General features: G+C 61.3%; 13 protein-coding genes and 2 pseudogenes. 12 read left to right on the top strand and 3 right to left on the bottom strand.

Annotated features, from left to right (window positions below; genetic code table 11):
* The 3 genes and pseudogenes from pcaH to YY7_RS62775 form a co-directional block, all read left to right on the top strand.
* The coding region (gene pcaH / locus YY7_RS0147185; RefSeq protein ID WP_028169102.1) for a protocatechuate 3,4-dioxygenase subunit beta at positions 1-498 on the top strand (498 nt) is incomplete at its 5' end.
* Positions 499-1,101, top strand: coding sequence for a protocatechuate 3,4-dioxygenase subunit alpha (gene pcaG / locus YY7_RS0147180; RefSeq protein ID WP_028169101.1), 603 nt, complete (start codon positions 499-501; stop codon positions 1,099-1,101). It abuts the gene before it with no gap.
* 1,073 nt (positions 1,102-2,174) lie between these two features.
* Positions 2,175-2,578 (top strand): annotated as a pseudogene (locus YY7_RS62775) (catechol 1,2-dioxygenase); the annotation flags it as partial.
* A gap of 29 nt (positions 2,579-2,607) precedes the next feature.
* Here the strand turns inward: YY7_RS62775 and YY7_RS64670 are convergent.
* Positions 2,608-2,742 (bottom strand): hypothetical protein, encoded by a 135-nt coding sequence (locus tag YY7_RS64670; protein WP_283807057.1) that lies wholly within the window; start codon positions 2,740-2,742, stop codon positions 2,608-2,610.
* A gap of 521 nt (positions 2,743-3,263) precedes the next feature.
* Here YY7_RS64670 and YY7_RS55665 point away from each other — a divergent pair.
* Positions 3,264-3,941, top strand: coding sequence for a TetR/AcrR family transcriptional regulator (locus tag YY7_RS55665; protein WP_080664174.1), 678 nt, complete (start codon positions 3,264-3,266; stop codon positions 3,939-3,941).
* A gap of 1 nt (position 3,942) precedes the next feature.
* Positions 3,943-4,662 carry an SDR family oxidoreductase gene (locus tag YY7_RS0147155; protein WP_028169099.1) on the top strand — a complete coding sequence of 240 codons (720 nt, stop codon included), beginning with the start codon at positions 3,943-3,945 and terminating at the stop codon, positions 4,660-4,662.
* 44 nt (positions 4,663-4,706) lie between these two features.
* Here the strand turns inward: YY7_RS0147155 and YY7_RS62440 are convergent, their stop codons facing one another.
* Positions 4,707-5,099, bottom strand: a complete 393-nt coding sequence (locus tag YY7_RS62440) for a DUF2493 domain-containing protein (RefSeq protein WP_245287685.1) — start codon at positions 5,097-5,099, stop codon at positions 4,707-4,709.
* 24 nt (positions 5,100-5,123) lie between these two features.
* Positions 5,124-5,796 (bottom strand): annotated as a pseudogene (locus tag YY7_RS59655) (ArdC family protein); the annotation flags it as partial.
* Between the two features lie 735 nt (positions 5,797-6,531).
* Here YY7_RS59655 and YY7_RS0147145 point away from each other — a divergent pair.
* The 7 genes from YY7_RS0147145 (at position 6,532) to YY7_RS0147115 (ending at position 13,548) form a co-directional block, all read left to right on the top strand.
* Positions 6,532-7,521: an NADP-dependent oxidoreductase gene (locus YY7_RS0147145; RefSeq protein WP_155255649.1), complete on the top strand. Its 990-nt coding sequence runs from the start codon at positions 6,532-6,534 to the stop codon at positions 7,519-7,521.
* 76 nt (positions 7,522-7,597) lie between these two features.
* Positions 7,598-8,266: an HD domain-containing protein gene (locus tag YY7_RS0147140; protein ID WP_028169097.1), complete on the top strand. Its 669-nt coding sequence runs from the start codon at positions 7,598-7,600 to the stop codon at positions 8,264-8,266.
* Positions 8,263-9,492, top strand: a complete 1,230-nt coding sequence (locus YY7_RS0147135; protein WP_028169096.1) for an MFS transporter — start codon at positions 8,263-8,265, stop codon at positions 9,490-9,492. Before YY7_RS0147140 ends, YY7_RS0147135 begins: the two co-directional genes overlap by 4 nt.
* Positions 9,493-9,681: 189 nt before the next feature.
* The gene (locus tag YY7_RS0147130) at positions 9,682-10,104 is read left to right on the top strand and encodes a cupin domain-containing protein (RefSeq protein ID WP_028169095.1); all 423 of its coding nucleotides are present in this window, start codon (positions 9,682-9,684) and stop codon (positions 10,102-10,104) included.
* A 214-nt stretch (positions 10,105-10,318) separates the two neighbouring features.
* Complete coding sequence (locus tag YY7_RS0147125) at positions 10,319-11,293, top strand: GlxA family transcriptional regulator (protein ID WP_028169094.1); 975 nt, start codon at positions 10,319-10,321, stop codon at positions 11,291-11,293.
* Between the two features lie 182 nt (positions 11,294-11,475).
* On the top strand, positions 11,476-12,117 hold the full coding sequence (locus YY7_RS0147120; protein WP_028169093.1) for an HD domain-containing protein: 642 nt from the start codon (positions 11,476-11,478) through the stop codon (positions 12,115-12,117).
* A 480-nt stretch (positions 12,118-12,597) separates the two neighbouring features.
* Positions 12,598-13,548 (top strand): c-type cytochrome, encoded by a 951-nt coding sequence (locus YY7_RS0147115; RefSeq protein ID WP_028169092.1) that lies wholly within the window; start codon positions 12,598-12,600, stop codon positions 13,546-13,548.
* Positions 13,549-13,565: the final 17 nt, after the last annotated feature.

Genomic DNA, 13,565 nt, shown 5'->3' with positions numbered 1-13,565 from the left:
CTTGGCGAGCGCATCATCGTGCATGGCCATGTGCTCGACGAAGATGGCCGCGGAGTGCCGAACACGCTGATCGAGATCTGGCAGGCCAATGCCTGCGGCCGCTATATCCATGTCCGCGACCAGCATCCGGCGCCACTTGATCCCAATTTTACCGGCGCCGGCCGCACGCAGTCGGACGCGTCCGGCTACTACAAATTCGTCACCATCAAACCCGGCGCTTACCCTTGGGGCAATCACTACAACGCCTGGCGCCCGGCCCACATCCACTTCTCGGTGTTCGGGCATTCATTCATCTCGCGCCTGGTGACGCAGATGTATTTCCCGGGCGATCCCTTGTTTGCGTTCGACCCGATCTTCAATTCGGTGCCGAACGAGGAAGCGCGTGCGCGGATTGTCTCGTCCTTTGATCTGGAGAACACTCAGCCGGAATGGGCGCTGTGCTACCGCTTCGATATCGTGCTGCGCGGCAGGAACGCCACACCCATGGAGAACGGTTAATTGCAAGACAAAGACAAAGGTATCACGCCCTCGCAGACGGTCGGCCCGTACTTCAAATATGGTCTGACGCCAAACGGCCAATACGACTGGAACGACGCCTTTACCGGCAATCTAGTGACGCCCGATGCCTCAGGCGAACGGATTCGCATCGAAGGTCGCGTGCTCGATGGAGATGGCCAGCCGGTGCCGGACTGCATGTTGGAACTCTGGCAGGCCGACAGCCAGGGTGGCTTCGCCGATCCGCAGGACAAGCGCGCGCTGCCGAACAGGAAATTCCGCGGTTTCGGCCGCGTCGGCACCGATGCCAATGGTGCTTACGCTTTCGACACCATCAAGCCGGGCTCGGTGCCTGATCCAGACGGCAAGCCACAGGCACCGCATCTTCTCCTTGCGGTGTTTGCCCGCGGCATGCTGCGGCACCTCTATACCCGCATCTATTTCGGCGGCGAGGCCGCAAATAGTAGCGATCCCGTGCTGGCCCTGGTGCCCTCCGATCGCCGCGCGACCTTGATCGCCCAGCGTGAAGGTGACAGCGGCAACGTCGTCTACAAGCTCCACGTGTGTCTGCAGGGCGCTGACGAGACGGTGTTCTTCGATGTATGACTGCCCTTTGGGTCGCTGCGACGACTGACGATGGCGGTCCGCCACTTGCTCTCATAGCGTGGCTATCGCCCGTAAAAAGATTATGCCGAGAGTTCGCCAAACGACGCGTCCGCGTCAGGCATTGCGCCGCACAGCCTTACACTGACGGTCTACGCCACCTCGACGCTCGCGGACTACGCCAAACAACATCAATTCTTGGCAACGTGAGCGCTGGCAGCACGATATTCGGTAACGGCACCGCGACACCCCTCGCAGGCGCCGCCGCCTTCATCAACAACGTGGTGCGAGCCAACTCCTCGACCGGCTCAATGCGATCCACGCGAGGATAATGAAGAGCAAGGACCGGAACAGATTCTGCGTGTCATAGCTCAGCGGAGTCGTGACGTTCTTGGTAAATGAGCCCTCGAACGACAGCCGAATCGAAAGTGCCGGACAGGCAATTCGGAGCAGTGCTCAGCAATGTGAAAACGGGTCCTCGGTAGGTACATGCCCGCGGCAATGATCGCCGTTAGCGGTGGAGGAGCCCGCGAGCGCCGCAACGCCCGTGACTTTGACCTCGCTCGCCGCGGTGGGCGTGATCTGGAGCGACAGGTTTGAACCCCCGTGGAAAGCGTGCGAAATGCGCGGGTACTTACGCGCGCAGAATATGCCTTCTACGCCGCGAGAGCTTCACGCCATTCTGACAAGCCTGCCGCTGTATCCCTTCATGAATTGAAGGTGACGCCGCTCTGCCGGCATCCGTCGTCGCTGCATGAGGACGATCGCTAAACGCTTCGAACGACGAACTCCACAACGCGGGCATAAAAGCAGGGAGAGATGCCATGAATACGAGCTTCGTGAAGACCCCGGAAGTCTAGGCCTTGCTCGACAAGGCCGCCGGTCTCAATCAACCGGACGGTACGCCCGCCTCAAGGCGATCATCCGCGACATCGTCGAGGCCAGTGCCGAGATCATCGTCCGCCAGGACATCAGCGAGCACGAATTCTGGGGTGCGGTCACCTTCCTGCAGAAAGGCGCGCCGGAGTACGGTCTGCCGGTTTCGGGATGCGGCCTTGCACTTTCTGGATCTCTTCATGGAGGGGAAGGACGCGGAGGCCGGTCTCACAGGCGGCACGCCCCGCACCATCGAGGGGCCGCTCTATGTCGCGGGCGCACCGCTCGAGGAAGGCGACGTCAATCTGACCAAGGACGCCGACGATACCGGCAGCCTCTACATGAGGGGCCGCATCACCGGTCCCGACGGAGAACCGTTCAAGGATGCTGTACTACACGTCTGGCACGCGAACTCGCATAGCTGGTACTCGCATTTCGGCCCAACGCGCGAGCAGACACCATTCAACAACGCCGCGCGCATCAAGCTCGGTGCGGACGGAAAGTACTCGTTCCATTCCAAGATGCCGAATGAATACTCCGTGCCCAGGGCGGCGCCACGGACACGCTGATGAAGTCCATCGGGCGTCATGGCCACCGCCCGGCACACGTCCATTTCTTCATTGAGGCGCCCGGCTACCGCAAGCTGACGACGCAGATCAACGTCGGCGTGCCGCATCCGAGTGGTGCCGTCGCCTGGAAGATGACGATGGCAGCCATCGGCGTGGTGGCGAGGCTGAAGGCGAAAGCATGTGCGTCTTTGAGGGACATTGATGCGGCTCCTGTTCTGAGCGGAGGACCATCCCCCCGCTGACAGGCGCCCGATGTGTCGGACTGAGCGCTGCAATCACCGCGCAGGCGCAGCCGGAGCGGCGGCATGTTCGCACAGCCGACCCTTTATGGGTTGATGGCGTTAAGCGATCAGTCGGACCAAGGATCCGCGCCAAGAAACGGGTGTGGTTCGTCGCGGCAGAAGCTTGCGAAAGAGCCTGGGCAGGCGGCATGACTTCAGGCGTCAAGGCCGATGTGCTTGCGCTGAACGTTCCCGAACAGTTCGTGCGCGGCAATCTAGGTTCGATCGTTCCGGGCTGCTAGGCCGATCTATGGCCGGCTCAGGCGGGGCCATCTTGTCGGGTTCTCGCTGGCGAGGCAGCCACTGGCCTGCTTCACCCCGCGCAATTTGTGCCTTTTTCGTCCATCTGTGCGTCACCTGTTGACATTATGGAGCAAGATCCACAACAGGAAAACTCTTTGTAGAAAACGGATCCGTAACGGCGAGGCTTGGAGATTGCATGGCACGACCGCGCGAGTTCGATGAAGCAGAGGTTCTCGACCCCGCCAGCGACATCTTCTGGGCGAAGGGCTACGAAGCAACGTCGACGCGTGACCTGACGGCGCGAACTGGCCTGACGCCGTCGAGCTTGTATGCCGCGTTCGGTGACAAACGCGGGCTGTTTCGACGCGCCTTAGAACACTACCTGGGCCGATTGCGCGAGAAGATGGCGCGTCTCGAGGCGACTTGCTCGCCGGGGCAGGCGATCACAGGGTTTTTCGAAGATACGATCGCACGCACACTCGACGACGCGCTGCAGCGCGGTTGCATGTTGGTGAACTCAGCGCTGGAAGCTTCGCCGGAAGACCTCGAATTTCGGGATGCTATCGCCCATGATCTAATGCTCATTGAGCGCTTCTTCCAACAGCGCTTCCTCGAAGGACAAGCGCGCGGTGAAATTTCGCGTGCCTATTCGGCTGACGATGCGGCGCGGCACTTGCTGACCGTGTTGTTAGGTCTGCGCGTCCTCGCAAGGGTTCGACCTGAGAGGCCGCTGCTGGTCGGCGCTGCGGGACAGACACTCGCACTGCTGGGTTTGCCGTCACTCACCGATGTCGCCGGTACAGGGGGGGGAAATCATCGTGTCGAGGATCGTAGCGGCGCGCCCCTTTCCATGGTTCGACAATTGAGGACCTAAGATGACAGGACGAACATTTCTTATTACAGGCGCGAGCAAGGGTATCGGGCGCGCTTTGTCGCAGAGGCTGACAGATTCCGGACATCACGTCGTGGGCGTCGCTCGCGGTCAGGATCCCGAGTTTCCCGGAACGCTCGTTTCGATCGACCTCAACGACAGCAAGGCGTCTGCAGAAGCATTTGCCGATCTCGCGCAACGCTATTCGTTCGACGGGGTGGTCAACAATGTCGGACTAGTCCGGCTGCATCGGGTCGGCGAGATCGAACTCAATGATGTCGAAGATATGATTCGCGTCAACGTGCATCCGACCATCCAGAGCGTGCAGGCGGTTCTGCCGACGTTGAAGGCGAAGGGTTGGGGCCGGATCGTGAATATCACAAGCCTCGTGACGATCGGGGTCGCACAGCGGAGCGGCTATGCAGCTGCAAAGGCAGCGGTCGCCAGCCTGACGCGAACCTGGGCGATTGAGCTGGCCGAGGCAGGTATTACGGTCAATGCGGTAGCGCCTGGACCAGTGGAGACGGAGCTATTTCGTCAAAACACGCCGGTGGGAAGTGAGGCCGAGGCTCGTTTCCTGTCGATGATTCCTATGCGGCGTCTCGGGAAGCCGGAGGAGATCTCGGCTGCCATCGCATTCCTGCTCTCAGAGGAAGCTGGCTTCATCACTGGACAAACGCTGTTCGTCGATGGGGGTGGCTCAATCGGTAGGACTGCCATTTGACCAATGCCATTGCGGTCTACGGATATAGCGAGTGAGGGCGGCGCTCACGCGCCGCCGAACTTCCAGACCGGAATGCCCAGCTTCTTGGCCTTATCGGCGAGGTTGTCGTTGATGCCGGTGCCAGGGAAGTGCATGACGCCCTTGGGCACGATCTCCAGCATCTGGTCGTTACGCTTGAAGGGCGCTGCCCGGCCGTGCTTCGCCCAGTCGGGCGCAAAGCCGATCTGCCGCACGTTGCGGTTCTTCGCCCAGAGCGAGGCGATCTTCTCGGCGCTCTTTGGTGACTTGCCGTGGATCAGCACCATGTCCGGGTGCTTTTCGGCACCTGATCGAGCTTGGCCCAGATCAACCTGATCGTTGAAGTCGAGGCCGCCGGTGACGGCGATTTTCGGACCAGGAGGCAAAAGGATTTCTTGGTCGGCCCGCTTCTTCGCCATGAGGAAGTCGCGGCCGTCGATCATCGCGGATGTGAGATTGCGATGGTTGTCCTCGCGAAGCACCTCCAGCCAGGAGCCGATATAGTCCGAGTGCCGGACGGTCGGCACGATGCCGAGCGAGGCGCAGCAGAAGGCTGCATTCACCTCGGCGACTAGCTCTTCGAACGCGTGCTTCTTTGGTGCCGAAGCTGCCAGTCAGGTCGCGGCCGAGACGGGACGGATGGCCGCTGGCCTGGCCGAGCTCATGGAGCGCCGTGCGGTGCCAGTTTGATGGTTCGAAATAGGCCTGGGCGGCGGGGACCTGCACATAGTCGAGGGCCGGGACATAGAAGGCCCGGTTGCCGCCGATGCGAAAGTCGATTCTCGTCGCGCGGATTAAGGCCTCCACCTGGGGCTCGATCAGGCCCGGTGCCGGAGGCGGTGCAACGATCGCGATGTCCTCCGGAAGCTTCTGGCACTGCGCCGCGTTGAATACGGTGAATCGCTTCAGGAACGGAATCGCCTGGGCTTCTTCGCCGCACTCACAGGCCCGCTGCTTCTCGTCGCCCGGCACGAAGCGATCGGCATAGACGACGGTGGTGCCGCGCTCGCCTTTGCGGACGTTGCCGCCGAGCGCGAGCGCCTGGCGAAAGGTAAGCCAGCTCTGGCCGGGAAAGCCGTGCTCGATCGCGGCGCCCCAGAGGATCAGCACATTGATCCTCCTTGCTCCACGTTAGGTTGCCTTGCGAAATCGCGCTATGGCCCCTTCATATCGTCGAGCTCAGACGGAAATTGGAGGGCTGGGCCAGCACTTAGGTGGACCACGACGAATTACGCGAAAAGACTGGGTGCGATCAGGCTGAGCGGTGTCGGGGCAATTTACCTCTCGCTAGTTGCTTGATGACAGCTTGTCGATGTGGGCCGTTGGCGGAACAGGCTTTTGTCGGTAGGCGAAACCCCATTTTCCGGCCGTAGCTCAAGACGGCATAGACGCTCGCATGAGCATCGACGCGGAGAGAATCCGGAAAAAACCGGCGAGTTGATCGTCGGCCGCAGCACCGAGGGTGGCACTATTGTCTGCTGGCGCGAACGCTCCGAGGCGTCTTTGTCAGGAAACGACGTGCGGCTGTCCTGATCCGCAGGATCGTGTTCGTTGTCCCAAGCGGGGTCCATTGCGACATATGGATAAGCCCGCCCGATAAGTCGCCCCGGAGAGTGATCCATGCGAATGCCGCTGGCACCCTTCGCCGAGGCGAGCACGATCGAGAAACCCGTTTCGCTGAACCCGCCTCGACAATCGTGATGCGATTGCGGGCGAGCGCCGCGCCGCCGACGCGGAGCATGACACTCGCGGTCCTGAAGTTGGCCGGGAAGGCAACTGGGACGTCGCCGGCAACAACGGTCCGCCAGCGGTCCACGGTAATTATGACGAACTGAGCGCAAGGAACATGAGATGACCCCCAGCAGCATCGTCCCTCAGTCTACTGAAGAGCGAACTCGCTCAACAATGATGGCCTGGCGCGTGCACGAGTTTGGGCCGCCAGAGATTATGAAGTTCGAGCGCGTCTCGCGGCCCGAGCCGGGCTCGGGCGAGGTCCTGGTCAAGGTTGAAGCCGCTGGAGTCGGCCCATGGGATGGCTGGATCAGGGCCGGGAAGAGCGCTTTGCCGCAACCGCTCCCCCTCACTCCGGGTTCGGATCTATCCGGTGAAATCGTCGCCGTAGGGCCCGGAGTCTCCGAACTGCGTGTGGGAGATCAAGTTTATGGTGTTACGAATCCGCGGTTTATCGGGGCCTATGCCGAGTATGCTGTGGCTTCCGCAGGGATGGTTTCGAACAAGCCAACCTCGCTAACCCACGTTGCGGCCGCCTCTGTTCCTGTCGTTGCCGTCACCGCATGGCAGGCATTGTTTGATCACGCCCAGCTCGAAGCAGGTCAAACGGTGGTCATTCACGGAGCGGCCGGCAACGTGGGATCCTATGCGGTTCAACTGGCCCGTCAGGCGAGTGTGCAAACCATCGCGACCGTATCGGCGGGCGATATTTCCGCCGTGAGCCATCTCGGCGCAAACATCGTGATTGATTACCGGACGCAGCGCTTTGAGGAAGAAGTATGGGACGCGGACGCTGTCATTGATCTGGTCGGCGGCGAAACACAAAGCCGCTCCTTCCAGGTCCTTCGTCGCGGCGGCAAGCTGATTTCGGCAGTGTCCCGCCCGGATCAGGATCTTGCAAAACGCCATGGTGTTGAAGCCACCTTCTTTCTGGTCGACGTCACGAGCCGATATCTCACGGAAATCACTCGCCTCGTCGACGGTGGGAAACTGCGAACAAACGTCGGGGCAGTCTTACCGCTCGCGGATGCGCGCGATGCTCATTTCATGCTAGAGCACGTGCGGCCTCAGCCGAAAGGGAAGATCGTGCTCACCGTCGCAGCGAGTTGATCGATCAAGGCTGCTGATACTTCAAGCTTAGATGCGCGCCGCCGAACCCCACAGTAACTCGTGAAAGGACGCAACAATGACCACGCCAAGTCTCTCCAATGCCCTCGTCATTCCCGACTCGTTGCTCGCGAAAGAGGCGACAGATATCCTGCGCGAACATTCCACCGATCTGCTCTTTAATCACTCGATCCGCGTCTACCTGTTCGCGGCTGAGCAGGGTCGTCAGAGGAAACTGCGCTTCGACTCCGAGCTCCTTTACGTTGCCGCCGCGTTTCACGATCTCGGGCTCGTCAAGAAGTTCTCGAGCCCGGACGAACGCTTCGAGGTCGACGGCGCAAATGCCGCCCGACAATTCCTCAAGGCCCACAACATTGCCGAAGGTCAGGTGCAGACCGTCTGGGAAGCAATCGCGCTGCACACCACCCCAGGCATCCCGAAGCACATGGGTCCCGAAGTGGCGCTCCTCAATTCAGGCGTTCTTCTCGATGTCATCGGGGTGGGGTTCGATCACTTTCCCGCGGAGCTGCGCGAAGAAATCGTCGCCAAGTACCCGCGCATCAATTTCAAGGACGGCTTTATTCAGGAGTATTTCGCCGGCTTTGCGCACAAGCCCGCAACAACGTACGGCACCGTCAACGCCGGCGTCTGCGAACGTTTCATCCCGGGGTTCAAGAGCCCCAACGCCTGCGACTTGATCGCCGCGTCTCCCTTCCCGGATTCCCCGTCACAAGGCTCAAGATCATGAAAAGGACGTATCCTGGGCTGCAGCAGCTGAATCCCGATTGCGGGCGAGCTGTTGGCCTCGACTCGCTGACCTCTCTCATCTGGCTGACGCTCGGCGCTTTTGCTATCGGCACTGAGGGGTTCATGATCGCCGGGCTGCTGCCCGCCCTGGCGCGAGACCTGAACGTCGATCTGCCCGCCGCCGGCCATCTGGTCACTGCCTTCTCCATCGCTTATGCCATTGGCGCGCCGGTCATGGCCGTATTCACGGCAGGGCTGGAGCGGCGTCGCCTGCTGGCTGTCGCCATAAGCGGCTTCGCCCTGGGCAATCTGCTCGCCGCGCTGGCCCCTGACTATGCCGGGCTGTTGGCCGCCCGGTTGCTGCTCGCACTGTCCGCTGCGAGCTTCATGCCGGCGGCCAGCGGATACGCCGCCGCATTGGCCGGGCCGGAGCGGCGTGGTCGCGCTCTGTCCACGATCACCACCGGGTTGACCTTGGCCATCATCGCCGGCGTGCCCTTGGGCGTGCTGGTGGGTCAGGCCTTCGGTTGGCGCGCCACCTTCTTCGGTGTCGCGGGGCTGGCAGCGTTCTCGCTGCTGGGGATTCTCGCCTGGCTGCCGCGCCAACCGCCTGGCGTCACGGCCGGCTTGGGTGAGCGTCTGGCGCTGGCCAAGCGCCGCGATATCCTCGCCGTGCTGGTGACGAGCGTGCTGACCGTGGCCGGCACCTTCACCGTATATACTTATCTTGGTGTCTTCATAGCCGCCGTCGCCGGCCTCGAGCCGCAGGCGCTGGCGCCGGTACTGCTGGGCTTTGGCCTTGCCAGTGCGGTCGGCACCCAGCTCAGCGGCAGCGCGGCGGACCGTTGGGGCGCGCGCAGCACCGTCATCGTTGCTGGGGGGCTTGCCTTGCTCGCATATCTTGCCTTCTCGCTCAGCGCGGCACTCAGGCCGGCGCGGGCAATGCCGGTCATGCTGCCGGCTATCCTGCTTTGGGGTTCGGCAAGCTGGGGGCTGATAACGGCGCAGCAAGCGCGGCTGGTGGCGTTGGCTCCGGCACTCGCGCCGGTCAGTCTCTCGATGAACTCCTCGGCGATCTATCTCGGCAGCGCAATGGGTGCCGCCGCGGGCGCTGTGGTCATTGCCAATGGCGCGACGGAGCGGCTCGGCTGGGTGGCTGCGGCATTCGGTCTGGCCGCGCTGCTCTCCGTGCTGCTCAGCGGCAGCAGCACATCAGGCCGAAGGTGATGGCGCGGCGATGGCTTCACACCGGAAGCTTCACCATGACCATCAGCTCGGCTCTGCGTGGTGGTTTTAAGTAGTTTGCGTGAGCTTGTTAGAAGAGGAGGTGCGATGATGTCGATCAGTGGATTTGCCTATCGGATTGGTGCGCTGTCAAACCCTGGAGGTATGACGGCAAAAGCAGTGAGGAGAGCAATGCGAACGGCCGCCGTCCCGCTGATGGCGGCAGTCATGGCTCTGGGAGCTTCGCCCGCGATCGCGCAGGACCGGGAGCAGGTGAGAGCAGCCTTCGAGCACGCACTGCCGAATGTCGAAGGAAAGAGAATCGTTGCTGTGACGGTGACTTATCCTCCCGGAGCCAAATCGCTCCCTCATCACCACGCACCCTCGGCATTTATCTACGCCTACGTGCTGTCCGGGACGGTCCGCAGCCAAGTCGGCAATGACCCCGCGAAGGTCTATCATGCAGGTGAAGGCTTTTACGAAATGCCGGGCTCACATCACAGCATCAGCGAGAACGCGAGCGAGACGGAGCCCGCCAGCTTACTGGCAGTCTTCGTTGTCGATTACAAGGACGAGCCTTTGACGACGCCGGACAAGGCGCCGGGATCACAATGATGGCGCGACGAATTTGCCTATCGCCGTGACGATCTTTTCCGACCTGCATGGGCCGCTTCGCTGCCGGCCGGGAGAGCAAGATCGACATAGAAGTCCATAGTCCCCGAAACGGAGATACACTTATTCGTTCTGTTGCGTCCCAGATCGCGCCAGGCCTTTGCAGTGGCCAGACTACCTGCATAATAAGGCAGCCAGACTGGAGAGGTCGTAAGGCGTGCCGGTACAAGCTGTCGCGATTGTCGTCTATGAGGGGGTCCAGGCCCTGGACGTGGCGGGGCCGATGGATGTGTTCAGCGAGGCGAACACATTTCTCGGCAGTGCCAACCGCTATGAAACAGTATTGGTTGCCGCTCACCGCAATCCGCTGCGCGCGTCGAACGGCATACGGCTGGTGGCCGACCTAACCTTCGAGGAGGCGGTGGGCGGGTTCGACATCATTCTGGTGGCCGGCGCTCCGACGCCACCAGAAGCGGAGCCCGAACCGCGCCTGCTTGAGTGGATCAAAGAGCTGCCGTGGCGCTCGAGCGTTTATGGATCGATCTGCACGGGGGCTTTTGTCCTTGGCTATGCCGGCCTCCTGGACGATCGGCGAGTCACAACCCATTGGCAGGATGCACAGGCGCTGGCGGCGAGATTTCCGAAGGCAAAAGTCGAGCCGGATTTGATCTATGTGCGCGATGGACGGCTGATTACCGCGGCTGGGGTGACTGCGGGAATAGATCTGGGGTTAGCGCTCGTCGGGCAGCGGCACGGCGGAGAAATCGCCCTCAAGGTCGCCAAGCGGCTGGTTGTCGTTGCCCAGCGCCAGGGGGGGCAGTCGCAATTCAGTCCCTATCTCACAGCACCCGCCGATCCGGAATCGCCAATTGCACGCATCCAGGATCATGTCATGGCCAACATCGGGGAGCGCCACACGCTGGAGTCGCTTGCCGCCATCGTCGGCATGAGCGCACGAAATCTGGCCCGGCATTTCGTGCAGGTGACCGGGACCACGCCGCATGAGTTCATCGAGCGCGCCCGCGTTGATGCCGCGCGCATGATGCTGGAAGGAAGCGATCGGCCGCTGAAGACCATCGCCTTCGATTGCGGCTTCGGGTCGGCGGACCGGATGAGGATCGTCTTCAGCACCCGTCTCGGCGTGACCCCCGTCCAATATCGCGCCAGCTTCCGGCGGCCGGACTCGGAATAGATCGCGAGCTATCCGACGACGAAACCGCTTCCTCCCGCTGCTGCGAAGGCTCCGACGGCCTTTTGTCAGCAAACGACGTACGGCTGTCCTGATCCGCAGCATCCTATTCGTTGTTCGGAGCAGGGCTCTATTGCCTAATAGCGACAAGCAGACAGCCCATTATCTACGAAGGAGATCGCTCGATGTCTGAGATCATCGCCGGCATCCGCGTGCCTGACAGCGCTATCGCGCGCGCCGCCACGCAGCTCGTGCGCGATACTGAAGACGACCTGCTCTACAACCATAGTCGCCGCGTCTTCCTCTGGGGCGCGCTGAGCGGCGAGCGCCGCGGGCTGAAGTACGATCCGGAGTTGCTTTACCTCGGCGCGATGTTCCACGACATGGGCCTCACCGAGAAATGTTCGAGCCCCGACCTGCGCTTCGAGGTTGACGGCGCCAATGCCGCACGCGACTTCATGAAAAGCTACGGCGTGCCCGAGCGTGACATCGAGGAAGTCTGGACTGCAATCGCGCTGCATACGACGCCAGGCATCCCCGAGCATATGCGCCCGACGATCGCGCTGGTCACCGCTGGGGTGGAGATGGACGTGCTCGGGATCGCCTACAATGATTTCACTCACGAGCAGCGGAGCCATATCTGCGCACATCATCCGCGCGAGCAGAATTTCAAGGAGAACATCATAGATCATTTCGCGAACGGGATCATCAAGAAGCCGCAGACGACGTTCGGGAACGTGAAGGCCGACGTCCTGGCGCTGAAGGACATGAATTATGTGCGCGGGAATTTTTGCTCCATCATCCTCGGCTCCGCCTGGTCGAGCTGAATGGTTGGAGTGAATGATCTTCGCGTAAATGGCCCCGGCGTAAATGGTCTTGAGGAAGTCGCGCCTGCGACGAGGAGCCCGTCGCTCCCTCGTCCGGGCGCTTGCGTCTGTGGCCGTGCCAAAAGCAAGGCTTGGTCGGATCCATCGGCCTTCCTGTTTGACGTCTGCCAGGTCAATGCTTGCTTCAACTGAAGCCATCGGCAGCTGCTTACCCGCGTTAGCTTGCTCTGCTCGAGCGGACGGGCTCCGACATTACGGCTGTAACTCGATTCCGCGGGTCGCAATTGTTCCGTAGCGATCCTGGCTCAGAACCGTCCAGCGTTGATTTCAAGAGAACTAACTGTGCGGAAGCGTGAATCATCACTCTTTGTGCCATCTTCGCCCCAGCGGCCACACGTAGTGGCGCTGTCATCAGCGTAAACCAGCAGCAAACGTAATCCTGCTCCGATCTATCCCACGCACCACTTATCCGGGAGTACCATGCAGAACATTATTGAATTGCTGGCGTTGATTGCCATTGCAGCGTTATTGGCCTGGTCTGGATTCCGCACTTGGCATGCTGAAACCCGTGCCATCAAATGGGGCGGTGCGGGTCTGTTAGGGGGGCTGTCCGCTGCGGCGCTGTCCGTCGCCACGCTCATGTCGCTCGGGATGATCGAGCAGCATAGCCGCTCGGCCCCGATCCCGGACGTCAAGGTTAGGTCGACGCCGGAACTGCTTGCACGTGGCAAAGGCATCGCAGACGGTCTCTGTGGGGCCTGCCATTCACAAACCGGGACGCTCACCGGCGGCTACGATCTAGCTGTTGAACTCCAGTTTCCAATTGGATCGTTCGTGGCTGCGAACTTGACTCCGGCCGGGCCATTGAAACACTGGTCCGATGGCGAGATCTTCCGCGCCATTCGTAACGGCATCGATGCGGATGGCCGGTGGCTGACCATGATGTCCTACATCAGGGCCGGGCGGTTGAGCGACGACGATATTAAAGCCGTGATCGCTTATATTCGCAATGTGCCTGCGGCAGGAAATCCGACGCCGGATCCGCCCGATCGCATGAATATGCTCGGCCTTTTCATGCTTGGTGCAGGCATGTTGCCACCTGCCAAGCCCGTCATCACTGGCCATGTCTCGGGGCCGTCGAAGGGGCCGACCTCCGAATTTGGCGAATACATCCTGTCGTATCAAGACTGCCGTGAGTGCCACGGCGAGAAGTTGACCGGCGGCGTGCCCGGGCAGTTGGCGCCGCTCGGACCCGACCTGAATCTGGTCAAGGACTGGACGCTCGCCGGCTTCACTGCGGCCATGCGCACCGGTATCGATCCCAACGGCCATCAAATCAGCGAACAAATGCCGTGGCGTTCGGTCGGGAAAATGGATGATGACGAGCTGGAAGCGATCTACCAGTATCTGACGCACATGCCCAACTCGTAGTGCAATCCTCGAGCGAC

The sequence above is a fragment of the Bradyrhizobium elkanii WSM2783 genome (assembly GCF_000472865.1).
Lineage (GTDB): Bacteria > Pseudomonadota > Alphaproteobacteria > Rhizobiales > Xanthobacteraceae > Bradyrhizobium > Bradyrhizobium elkanii_A.
The sequence above is the reverse complement of the archived record's forward strand: the minus strand, read 5'-3'. Positions and strand labels throughout refer to the sequence as shown.

What these genes read in the sequence shown, in the direction of transcription:
- YY7_RS64670 (WP_283807057.1), bottom strand. Translation starts at nt 2,742, where the DNA reads ATGTCCCTCAAAGACGCACATGCTTTCGCCTTCAGCCTCGCCACCACG.
- YY7_RS55665 (WP_080664174.1), top strand. Translation starts at nt 3,264, where the DNA reads ATGGCACGACCGCGCGAGTTCGATGAAGCAGAGGTTCTCGACCCCGCC.
- YY7_RS0147155 (WP_028169099.1), top strand. Translation starts at nt 3,943, where the DNA reads ATGACAGGACGAACATTTCTTATTACAGGCGCGAGCAAGGGTATCGGG.
- YY7_RS62440 (WP_245287685.1), bottom strand. Translation starts at nt 5,099, where the DNA reads ATGGCGAAGAAGCGGGCCGACCAAGAAATCCTTTTGCCTCCTGGTCCG.
- YY7_RS0147145 (WP_155255649.1), top strand. Translation starts at nt 6,532, where the DNA reads ATGACCCCCAGCAGCATCGTCCCTCAGTCTACTGAAGAGCGAACTCGC.
- YY7_RS0147140 (WP_028169097.1), top strand. Translation starts at nt 7,598, where the DNA reads ATGACCACGCCAAGTCTCTCCAATGCCCTCGTCATTCCCGACTCGTTG.
- YY7_RS0147135 (WP_028169096.1), top strand. Translation starts at nt 8,263, where the DNA reads ATGAAAAGGACGTATCCTGGGCTGCAGCAGCTGAATCCCGATTGCGGG.
- YY7_RS0147130 (WP_028169095.1), top strand. Translation starts at nt 9,682, where the DNA reads ATGCGAACGGCCGCCGTCCCGCTGATGGCGGCAGTCATGGCTCTGGGA.
- YY7_RS0147120 (WP_028169093.1), top strand. Translation starts at nt 11,476, where the DNA reads ATGTCTGAGATCATCGCCGGCATCCGCGTGCCTGACAGCGCTATCGCG.
- YY7_RS0147115 (WP_028169092.1), top strand. Translation starts at nt 12,598, where the DNA reads ATGCAGAACATTATTGAATTGCTGGCGTTGATTGCCATTGCAGCGTTA.